This is a genomic window from Cytobacillus sp. Hm23 (assembly GCF_051842895.1).
In the GTDB taxonomy this organism is placed as follows: Bacteria; Bacillota; Bacilli; order Bacillales; family SM2101; genus Nanhaiella.
Map to the genome: position 1 here is coordinate 21525 of NZ_JBPXRQ010000046.1, position 10375 is coordinate 31899.

The window sequence follows — 10375 nt, forward strand, 5'->3', positions numbered from 1 at the left end:
AATAAACATTCCTAACACAGATACTTTCTTTCTTTTTCAATCGTTATATGATGTCCACCCACGCTTATAAGCTTCTTTCCTGATGACATTTTTATATCCTGCAGAAGGAAAAAATATAGATCGGTAATTCCCTTCGTATATTTCGTGATAGCTTAACCACATGTCTTTCCGTTCCTCAATACCCATTTGTCTAGCAACGGCTAGAACTTCGTCAATTGCTTTCGGTAGACTAGTACCACTCCCAGAATATTTGATAGTCCCTGTCATACGTAATGACCCCATTTTATTGTCATCCCATTTTCCTTCAGCCATCCAGCCATCTTTATCTTTGTACCATACGTAAACTCTAAACAGTCGATACTTTCGCATTATTTACATCTCCCTGTTCATACTTGATCGTAATTTATAATTACTACTTCGTTATTACTCAAAGTCATAAAAAACACAGATTTAGATCGTTATTAGTAAGTAGGTTTTATATCAAGTGAATGTACGGGGATTTAATTTAAAAAAGACATTTATCATGTGGGAAAGCTCAATATGACATTTAGATTTATTGTCATTAAACCCCACAATTCCTTTATATAACATAAGATGCATTTATCAGCCAAGAAGAAATTCGCAGACAGAATTTTTAGTATTGCTACACTTTATTTATAAAAGGAATAAGTTTAGAAGTAGAAAGTGAAGATATGAAAGAAAAGGATCAAAAAGAACGGTAGGATAATAATCACCTTTAATTAAGGTATGTTATATATCTATATTAATCTTAACATACATAAATACTTTTTAGTAATTTCCAGTAATCTTCCTAATCCCAAGATGGAAAATAGTGCTTATAATTTTTCAATTTAGCACCAGTTCATATTAAGAGGTCAACCAGTTACCTGATTGACCCATTTTTAATTTATATTATTCTTAAGGTAGTCAGGATAGCCTTAACTACACTCTTCCGCCATATTGCGGAAGATCATTGTTACTTCTATTAAGATTTTTGTGAATTAGAAAGACCACTTTAGTGGAATATCAGGAGTCTAATCGATCCTTGACTTATTATTTACTTACCTTATTCTAACTTCTTTTTGATGCTCAAAACAGTAAATTTTCCCTTTGAACTTTTTGTTGGATAAACAATAAGATTTCACCTTATCTGAGACTGGTTTATTGCACATACTGCATTTTTCTTGACCAAGATCGTTTTGTACGCTTTTTTCTGTTTTATCATTGTATTTTAACGCATAAATGTGTTTTTCTCTAATCATTGAGTCTATAATATTTTCTTTATAAAAGGAGTTAAATATATTGGTAATGTCAGCTTCTGAAAGTAACGGTTCTTCATGTTCAATTTGAAGTACCGAGATTTTCCGGTTTATAAATTCAGATAACTCAATGTCATAGACTATTAAGTTATCTGAAGATATTTTTCTTAGGTCTAACTCATCTAACTTAAAAGTACATCGTTTCGTGAAGGATACCATTGAGATAAATAAGTGGTGGTACTTCTTGTCAATGATACTTTTCAATGCTTGAATGTGACCATAGTTTTGAATAAAAGGGTTCATCATATTAAATTTTCCATTTGATGACCATGTTTTTCGATCTTTACCACCATAAATAGTTCCTTGATAATTTTTTGTTTCAATTACAAAAATTCCATAGGGCGTGATTACGATATGATCAACTTGAGAGAAACCTGATTTGGCTTTTGAATTTTCAACTAATAAATCATTTAGATGTTTATACTCTTTAGGAAGCTGTTCTAACTGAATTTCTATTTTATACTCACCTAACTCTCCCTTTCTAATTGCCTTCAAACTTTTTTGTTTTGTCGTATCTGAAGAATTAGCTGATTTTGTGCTTTTATCTCTATTCTTTTTAAAAAAGCTTAAAAATAGTATCATTTTATCCTCCATTAATTCCCTAATTTCTATTATAATTTTATATTTTTTTACTACTATTTTCTATTATGTTGAAAATTCAAATTAAAGAGTTGCTAATACATAAAAGAAAGAAAAGACCCCTTTCCTCAAGAAAGGCGCCATATTGTGGAATAACAATTCTCAGGTTGGGAAAAAACTAATAGACTCATTAATCATTGTCGTTATTAATTTCATTATTAGTTCATTTTCTATCGTGATATCCCTTAATCCAGTGAAGGTTAATGGAATTGTAAATTTCAATCCAAATATACTAGTATTTCTTGGATTTACCATACTACTGGAATAGTTATTATTTCTTAATTAAAAAGGAATCGAAATTGATTTTACCATAAGCTTGATAGGTTAGTGCCAATAAGGTTGTTCCATCTCAATAACTACACCTGAACGAGGGTTCACTAAAAAGTACCTTCCATCCACTTCAAAATGGTAATCCCTATAATCAATAAAGATTCGCGTATCTTCCGTGTATATAGGAACCGTATCTCTGTACCTTTCTTCATTCTGTACAACAATACCAGACACGTCATACCCACTTACATAAACCAATTGTTTAGCCTGTTCAAAAGTGTAGGTCGGTCTGAAAAAGATAAGGAGTAATAAAGGAATAATAAATAATATGATTAAAGATGGCTTTATCCTTTTTCTCATCGATCCCCGTATCAAATAAACGTATGAGAAATAAACCCACAGTCGTCAGAAAGGGAATTAATATACCCATATTATAGACACCCCTGTAAAGAGTGGAATTTATAAATTCAAAAATGCAAAGTTCCATAATTGCAGCACTTAAAATATACAGCATAATCTTTTGGTTCTTCTTCATTTTTATCTCCTCGGTTGATTGTATCTATGTCTAAGCTATACTCAGTCTCATTAAAATAAATCCTTACATTCATAATACCAAGTAAATTATTCTTTGTGTTTTCTAAAGAAACAATCTTTACGAGAAGAGCCATACATAAAGAAAGACGCTTTTTGGAATTATTTCTTAAAAGCGCCATATCGTATTATAAGGTCATCCAGATTGATATTGTATCTGGTTGGCCTTCTTTTTATAGGCTATTCTTTAGGTAGTCGGGGTAGGACGTTAGCGCCAGTGGGACTTGATCCCGTCCACAATACTGTCCACTCCCTACTTGTAGAAACATGTTTGAGGCTGGTTGGGGCATTGACCCCGTATAATAAGCGAAGCTATGACACTACAAGATAGACAGGGGCTACCGACAAATCTACTAAAAGGAGATGTGATACAGTATGGATCCAGTGATTGGCCTGGATGTCGCAAAAGGAGAAAGCCAAGTTCAAGCTTTCTTGGCAAGAAAGCAACCCTTCGGAAAGACCTTCAAATTTAAGCATGATACCAATGGATTACGTGATTTTTTTATCTTTTTTAAAGAGGTGGAAATCCACGCTGAATTAAAACCTGTCATTGTTTTTGAGTCTACAGGGCACTATCATGAACCTATTTTACAGTTTCTCGAGGAAAAAAAGATTACGTACTATTTAGTGAATCCCGTTGTTTCTTACGAAACGAAAAAAAGTAGTCTTCGAAAAGTGAAATCAGACCCAGCTGATGCGAAACATTTATGTGAGATGTATTACAAAGAGGACTTAGTTGCCTATCGACGAAAAAGTGTTCAAACGATGAATCTGAGAAACCTGAATAGACAACATGATTCATTAACACGGAACTATGTACAACTGAAACTTCAGTTTCAAACAATACTAGATCAAGTATTCCCTGAATATAAAGGGGTTTTTAGTAATTTATATGCGCCTTTATCCTTAAAAACGCTACTCATCTATCCTACATCTCATGAAGTATTGAAGGTACCAACGGAAGAATTAGCAAGGAAGATGCACAATATAGGAGGAAAAAGATCGTATGGGTGGTTTTATGAGAAGGCTTCGAAGTTAAAAGAGTCAGCAGAACGGAACCCATTTAAGAAGACACTGTATCAAAGTAACTTGGTTACGCTAAAAATGTATATTCAAATGCTACTTCAACAAAGAGAGTTTCTGAACATACTAGAACAGGAGATCGAATCGTTAGCGATGCAGTTTGAAGAGTATGAAATTCTTACATCCATCCCAGGGATAGGAACTAAAATAGCAGCAACACTTATTTCAGAAATAGGCGATGTTGCGCAGTTTAGCCATCCGAAAAAACTAGTAGCCTACGCTGGGATTGATCCAAGGGTATACCAATCTGGTCAGTTTACAGCCACAATCAACCGTATTACTAAAAGAGGATCTACTAAGCTTCGTCAGACACTCTATACAGCAGTTCAGTGTGGACTAACCAATAATCGCAACATGAAAATCCGAACGTATTATGACAAAAAAAGAAGTGAGGGCAAGCCTCACAAAGTAGCCATCATAGCTTGTGCCAACAAGCTATTGCATTGGATTTATGCCATATTAAAACATAAGCAAATGTACACTGCATAAACCAATACAATTAATTACACAACTAACAAAAACTTCAAATAAAGATGTTGAAGCTTATTTGTCATGTCCATTTTTATTATATCATCTTTAACCTAGTATGATTTCTTAAAAAGTATTGACTTATATTAGCTGGTATTGTGGAAGATTATTATTACAAAAAAGGGAGTCTACTAAAATGATTTTCTCTTTTTCATAATGTTTAAGCGGCATATTTGTTATTATGAGGTCGGCCAGCCATTTCTAGTTGAACTATTTTTAAAAGAAATTACTCTTAAGATGGTCGAGATAGCCCCTACTACAACTCGAGCCATGTAGTTGAACAAAGTTAGAATATTTACCTCTCTTTATTTAGATGAATATCTAAATATTTCACATACTTGTTTGGTTCAATTTCTTGGTACACTCTTAAAGAATCTACGTTAATTGTAGGATATGGACTTAGCTTTTCTTCTGTTAATTCAGCCATATCTCTTAATTCTTCTTTCGATAAACCCCAATGAGTTTGTCCTAATGTTGGGTGGGGGAAATAGTCGTCCATTTCCATATATTTTTTAATTAAGTCTTTTTCTGGAGAAACAGCATTAACAATTTCTTTATGTAACTTGTATAACTCTCTTGATTCAACACTTAAAAATAGTACATTCTCTCCAAAGAAGTCAACTTTACTTAATTTCAGCTTGAATGGCGTGGTGTCTTCGCATACCTTTTCAACATCCTTTAGCCAATCCATATCTGATGTTAAACCACCTTGTGCTTTTACTGTGATATGAGGCTCAACAACATTTGGAAGGTCATTATTTTCCCATTGCAACTGGAAGTTCATTATTTTTTTTATGTCTTCTTCTGATGGCACAATTCCGATAAAATATTGCATTTGTACCACTCCTCACAATATTTTTATTAGTAGATAGTATTCTCCATTTTAAAACTTCTTCAAAAATCTGCCCTATATTTTACACTAAGTCCCATACAGATCACGCTGGATCAATGACTTTAAAATGTTATATCTCTATTAAAATAACTAACCTAAACTGATCACCTTTTCGATAGCACTTTGATAATAATTTTTAATTAACTCAACTGGAAGATGACAATAGAGTTCTTCTATATTAAAGAAATGCACCAGCTATCAGAAAATCACGACGTTAAGGAAATTTAGATATTCGAACTCCATATTCTTCAAGAAAAAAATTAAAAGAAATGGAGTTTTACTCCGTTCAAGCGCCAATAAGATGATTCAAATTACAAACTTTTTTTTGGTTGATTATATTTATTAATTATAAAATATACTATTGTAATAAATAATGGTATTGCTAATAGTGAAATAAGTATATTACTCATTGTAAAATTTACAGTATTAGAAACTTCTCCAAACTCTAAAACATATCTAAAAACCATTCCGATTGCATTAGAAATCAGTGATAAGAGAAATACTGTTATTACTTTTTTTATCAACAAACCTCCAAATATAAATGCAATAACTGTATATACTGCAATAACTGTAGTTAAAAAAGTGAAATCTAACGATCCACTGGTATCTATGACCGCTCTATTAAATGGAAAAATAAAACATCCATTAAATAGAATATAAAATAATGTGATAAACCAAAATAACTTTTTTCTCTTTTGAATAACGTTGAATAATTGTTCCATACGTTACACCTCATTTAGAATTTAAAATGTATAATTGTCTAGTTAACATTATAAAAGAAAATTTGTTAAATAAATTTATTAATTCATTTGTAATATTTAATATAATATACCTCAATGTCCATTGAGGTAACTATTAATCTTTGAAATATCGATATTTAATACCCTATAAATTTTCTGGTCTTCAACAACCTGGACCTAAAATGAATAATGGCACATATCAATATTTCAGATATGCGCCATATTGTGGAAGATCAACCTACGAATTGTACAGCACTTTTATTCTAGAAAAGCATATTTAATGATTAAATGTAACCACAAAACAATTGGGGTTTTTGTATTACAACCCACTTTGTATCACACTACTTCCCCTTTACAATCGATTACGTATATATTTGGATTATTCGTTTTACTATTAACCCATTCAAAAAAAGAAGTATCTTTACCATTTAAAAATTGTTCAAAAAAAGCAATAGTTAGTTCATTTATTGTACCGTGAACTACTTTTACTGATTCATCTAGATTATCATTATTGTTGAAAATTACTGGTACATCAGTAAATGACATGTGATCTGAGTCTTTTACTTTAAGAAATAATTTATACCCTATTAAAGCATCGTATAATAATTGTTGCCCATTACTATATGCTTCTGCAATCTCATTACTCCAGACTTGTTTCATCTGCTCATAGGATGATTTTTCTTGTCGAATTGAAATGAAGGGTTTATCTATTTTCTTTTCATGAGAGATTAAATGTAAACTGCCATCCAGTATAATTCCTGCTTTAATTCGTGCATCTCTATTAGCCAGTTCATATATTGTTGCTCCGCCCAATGAGTGTCCAATAACTCCAATCCTATTTAAATCAAATCTCCTTCTAAAAAAGCTATCAGTTTCGTTCCAAACAGATAAAGAATCTAACAATAAAGAGATATCATCAATTCTTATGTCAATTAGTTGTTTTAGAAACGTAAAATTAGTTGATGGAGAATCTTGAACAATTTTACTCTGATATACTATCTCTTTATTGGGAAACACAGTAAATAAAGTATCATATGTTGATCCCACTGTAACCACAATATAACCCTCTAAAACGAGTTTACTTATATTAAAAAGATACATATCTCTATCAATTCCCATACCAGGAGAATATATAATAACAGGAAAGTTGATGGAGTCTTCAGAAATAGGTGCATCATTATAGCAGTTTATAGCTAAATTTCTAAGATGATTTTCCCTTACCCCAATATTCTTAAAGTTTCTTTCTGCTTCCTCATCTTGTGGAGCAAACAAGTCTAAATATACAGGAGTTTTTTCTTCCTTCCATAAGCTATCTGCTGGATAAAAAATACTAATCATAAATTTTCTATTTTCTTTTACTTCACTTAGAGATTCTTCCCTATTAAAATCAATAATCTCCTTTATTTTTCTCCCTACTCTCATTATTTAACCCCCATATATATAAATATTAGTCAGTGTCCATCATTTACAATTGCTATTTAACCTGAATTACTGCTAAGACTGTAACTCCGATAATCAATGTGTTTTCATCATCCCCTTACGATATGTACACTTTAAATATTATATCTTTTTCCAATTCCACACTTTTCTCCTACTAATTTTACACTATAGAATTAAGGACGAGGAAAGAAGTTCACAAATAAAGACGCTTTTCAATAACATTTCTGAAAAGCGCCAGATTGCTGAAGACTCGAATCATAATAATCTTAAAAGAGAATAATAACAGTCTTCAAGAAAACTACCCTATAGTTGAAGAAAAGGGACGAAATATGAAGAATCTCCCTGCTAATAAAATATCTCAAACTACAACTTTGTACTTTTGATAATAACAGCTGTAGGAAGTGCTTTTGCTTTTTCATAAGAATACCATCTATTTGAGTGCCTTTGGATATCTTCATCGGACAAACAAACATCCTCAACCACTCTTTCAATTTTAAATCCATTGTTGATCAATGTATTGATATATGTACTCATTCTATATTGTTGCATTATTGCAGGATGAGCCCATGCTTCATGATAATAAGAACCTTCCTCATGATAGGATTTATTAAAAGTTAGGGTACCGTTTATATTATTAACACGGTTATAAATTGGATGTTCCCAACTAAAGATAAATATCCCACCTTGTTTTAGATATTTATTAACATTTGCTAATGTTTTATCTAGATTAGTTGTCCATCCTAGTGCATATATAGAAAAAACAACGTCAAAATAATTAGTCGGTAAACCAGGATTATCCTCCATAGGAGATTCAAATAACTTTACTGGTGAATTGCAATTTTTTAATAATATTTTTGCTGCATCAACCTGTTTATTTGACAGATCCAATCCCCATAATTCACCAGCATTCTTTTGGTCCATATATTGTAAAGAATGCCCACTACCACAACCAATTTCTAATACCTTTAAATTTGTAACATCTCCAAATAAATTTAATTTTTCCTCACTAGGTGCCAGTGGCCCATATTCGGGAAGGGGATTTCGACCAAAAAAACGATGTGCTACTTCATCCCAACTTTGCTTATTTATAGTAAGAGACTCGACATCCATTTCCTTACACCTCCTTAATAATCATAAGAACATATATTCTTTATAAGTCGTCATTTTCCTGCAAAAGCTGCCTATAAATATACAGTTTTTTATTAAAGTCTTATACAATTAAATGGCCCTAAAATGATAAAGACGCTAACCATTATTACAGATTTGCGCCATATTGTGGAAGATTAACACATGATGAAAGGGAATAACTAGTACCACAATAGATTTTATGCTTGGGCCAAGAAATATTAATTAGGCTCTATATCTACAGATATTATATTCATAACATATTGCTGATTCTGTTCGTTTTTTTGAATTATCATTATTTCATAAGAAGCTTGATGATCAAATTTTCTTTGACTATCAGATTTTAAGGTTAATTCAAGTTTTTTTTCATTTTCTTTCTGAGTATGGTCTTCTACTATCTCTAACTTCTCACTTGATTTAGGTAAAAGGATTTCAAACTCGCTAGAACCCTCTTTAGCACGAACATAAGTACCATTAAATGTGAAATACGTGCCTTTTTCACCTGTATTAAAACTTTCTATGTACCAACGTTCACTTTCCGTTATTGTGTTTTTTATATTCACTTTTTCAAAACTATATTGACCTGTTTTTATTAAAAGTATGTTTCTTTGACTGGTCTCTAGTTTAACTTGGTTAAAGGTTGGTATGTACTCTTCTAATTCTATCGTGAACAGTCCACCATCATGAATGGAAGTATCTATGATACGAACATTATTAGAAACAAGATTGCCATCTTGATATAAAGTAGCATTGATAATAGGCTCTTCATTATAATTTTCATAAAAAGTTAATGTAACCATCTTCGATTCATCAGCTTCATTGTAAAACAGGAAATTCTCTTCCCCTTTATTTTCACCTTCCAATTTTTTAATAATAGTTTGTATTGAATTAGATTTTGAATCTTTGTTTTCTTCGGCAATTGAGTCCATAGGTTTCAATTGGTTAGTATTTTCTTTCTGAAATCCACAACCTGTAAGAAAAATAAAACAACTAATTCCAATTAGCAATATTTTATAAATATTAATCTTTATCAAATTTAAGCACGCCCTCTATTTAATTTTCCATTAAATCTATTATAGCTGAAAGTAGTAAAAGCCAGTATATTTAGGGATATGTTGTCCTTTCTTCCCTGAATCTTCATCTTATAACAACAATGTTTTTAATCTACTTAGTATTTACTAATCAAAATAGGCGATGATATTAATATCATCGCGCCATATCGTAATATAAGGTTAGCCAGTTTTCTGGTTGACCTTTTTTCATGAGGGCTTATGATAGCGGTAGTCGGGGTAGAACGCAGCGCCAGTGGGACTTGATCTCGTCAACAAAACTGTTTGCCCCCTACTTGTATAAACATGTTTTTGGCTGGTTGGGACATAGATCCCGTTTAACAAGCGAACCTATGGCATTACAAGGAGCTTAGGGGTTACCGACTAATTCATTTTTCTAGGAGGAGATTGATAGATGAATCCAGTGGTTGGTCTGGATGTTTCAAAAGGGGAGAGTCATGTTCAAGCCTTTTTAAATAAAGGTAAAGCTTATCGGAAAAGCTTTAGTGTTAAGCATACTTTGGATGGTTTAAATAGCTTATTAGATTTCTTACAGGAGGTTACAAAAGTATCAGGTGGACTGAAACCTTCGGTTATCTTTGAGTCAACTGGTTCTTATCATTCACCTATTGTCCAGTTTTTAGATGAACAAGACTATGTGTATATTATGGTGAATCCACTTGTGTCTCATCGCTCACG

11 protein-coding genes are annotated in these 10375 nt (G+C 31.9%); 2 read left to right on the forward strand and 9 right to left on the reverse strand.

Annotation, left to right across the window (positions count from 1 at the left end; genetic code table 11):
* Nucleotides 1-36: 36 nt before the first annotated feature.
* From ACSVDA_RS20905 to ACSVDA_RS20920, 4 genes are all read right to left on the reverse strand, one after another.
* Nucleotides 37-369 carry a hypothetical protein gene (locus tag ACSVDA_RS20905; protein ID WP_214484977.1) on the reverse strand — a complete coding sequence of 111 codons (333 nt, stop codon included), beginning with the start codon at nt 367-369 and terminating at the stop codon, nt 37-39.
* 692 nt (nt 370-1061) lie between these two features.
* A complete protein-coding gene (locus ACSVDA_RS20910) occupies nt 1062-1901 on the reverse strand; it encodes a nuclease-related domain-containing protein (protein WP_485885809.1) in 840 nt (279 codons plus the stop codon).
* 381 nt (nt 1902-2282) lie between these two features.
* Nucleotides 2283-2588 (reverse strand): hypothetical protein, encoded by a 306-nt coding sequence (locus ACSVDA_RS20915; RefSeq protein ID WP_485885811.1) that lies wholly within the window; start codon nt 2586-2588, stop codon nt 2283-2285.
* Between the two features lie 107 nt (nt 2589-2695).
* Nucleotides 2696-2896: a hypothetical protein gene (locus tag ACSVDA_RS20920; RefSeq protein ID WP_485885812.1), complete on the reverse strand. Its 201-nt coding sequence runs from the start codon at nt 2894-2896 to the stop codon at nt 2696-2698.
* A gap of 298 nt (nt 2897-3194) precedes the next feature.
* On the opposite strand from ACSVDA_RS20920, the gene ACSVDA_RS20925 reads away from it, so the two are divergent.
* Nucleotides 3195-4391, forward strand: a complete 1197-nt coding sequence (locus ACSVDA_RS20925; protein ID WP_485885814.1) for an IS110 family RNA-guided transposase — start codon at nt 3195-3197, stop codon at nt 4389-4391.
* A gap of 334 nt (nt 4392-4725) precedes the next feature.
* On the opposite strand, the gene ACSVDA_RS20930 is transcribed toward ACSVDA_RS20925, so the two are convergent.
* The 5 genes from ACSVDA_RS20930 to ACSVDA_RS20950 all read right to left on the reverse strand — a co-directional run bounded on the left by ACSVDA_RS20930 (nt 4726) and on the right by ACSVDA_RS20950 (nt 9661).
* Entirely contained in the window at nt 4726-5265 is a 540-nt protein-coding gene (locus tag ACSVDA_RS20930; protein WP_485885816.1) for a 2'-5' RNA ligase family protein, read from the reverse strand.
* 368 nt (nt 5266-5633) lie between these two features.
* Nucleotides 5634-6044, reverse strand: a complete 411-nt coding sequence (locus ACSVDA_RS20935) for a hypothetical protein (protein WP_485885818.1) — start codon at nt 6042-6044, stop codon at nt 5634-5636.
* Between the two features lie 354 nt (nt 6045-6398).
* The gene (locus tag ACSVDA_RS20940) at nt 6399-7484 is read right to left on the reverse strand and encodes an alpha/beta hydrolase family protein (protein ID WP_485885820.1); all 1086 of its coding nucleotides are present in this window, start codon (nt 7482-7484) and stop codon (nt 6399-6401) included.
* Nucleotides 7485-7865: 381 nt separating this feature from the next.
* Complete coding sequence (locus ACSVDA_RS20945) at nt 7866-8612, reverse strand: class I SAM-dependent methyltransferase (RefSeq protein WP_485885822.1); 747 nt, start codon at nt 8610-8612, stop codon at nt 7866-7868.
* A 236-nt stretch (nt 8613-8848) separates the two neighbouring features.
* Nucleotides 8849-9661: a hypothetical protein gene (locus ACSVDA_RS20950; RefSeq protein WP_485885824.1), complete on the reverse strand. Its 813-nt coding sequence runs from the start codon at nt 9659-9661 to the stop codon at nt 8849-8851.
* Nucleotides 9662-10091: 430 nt separating this feature from the next.
* Between ACSVDA_RS20950 and ACSVDA_RS20955 the strand changes: the two genes are divergently transcribed.
* Nucleotides 10092-10375: IS110 family transposase (locus ACSVDA_RS20955; RefSeq protein WP_485885826.1), on the forward strand; the 284-nt coding region annotated here is incomplete at its 3' end.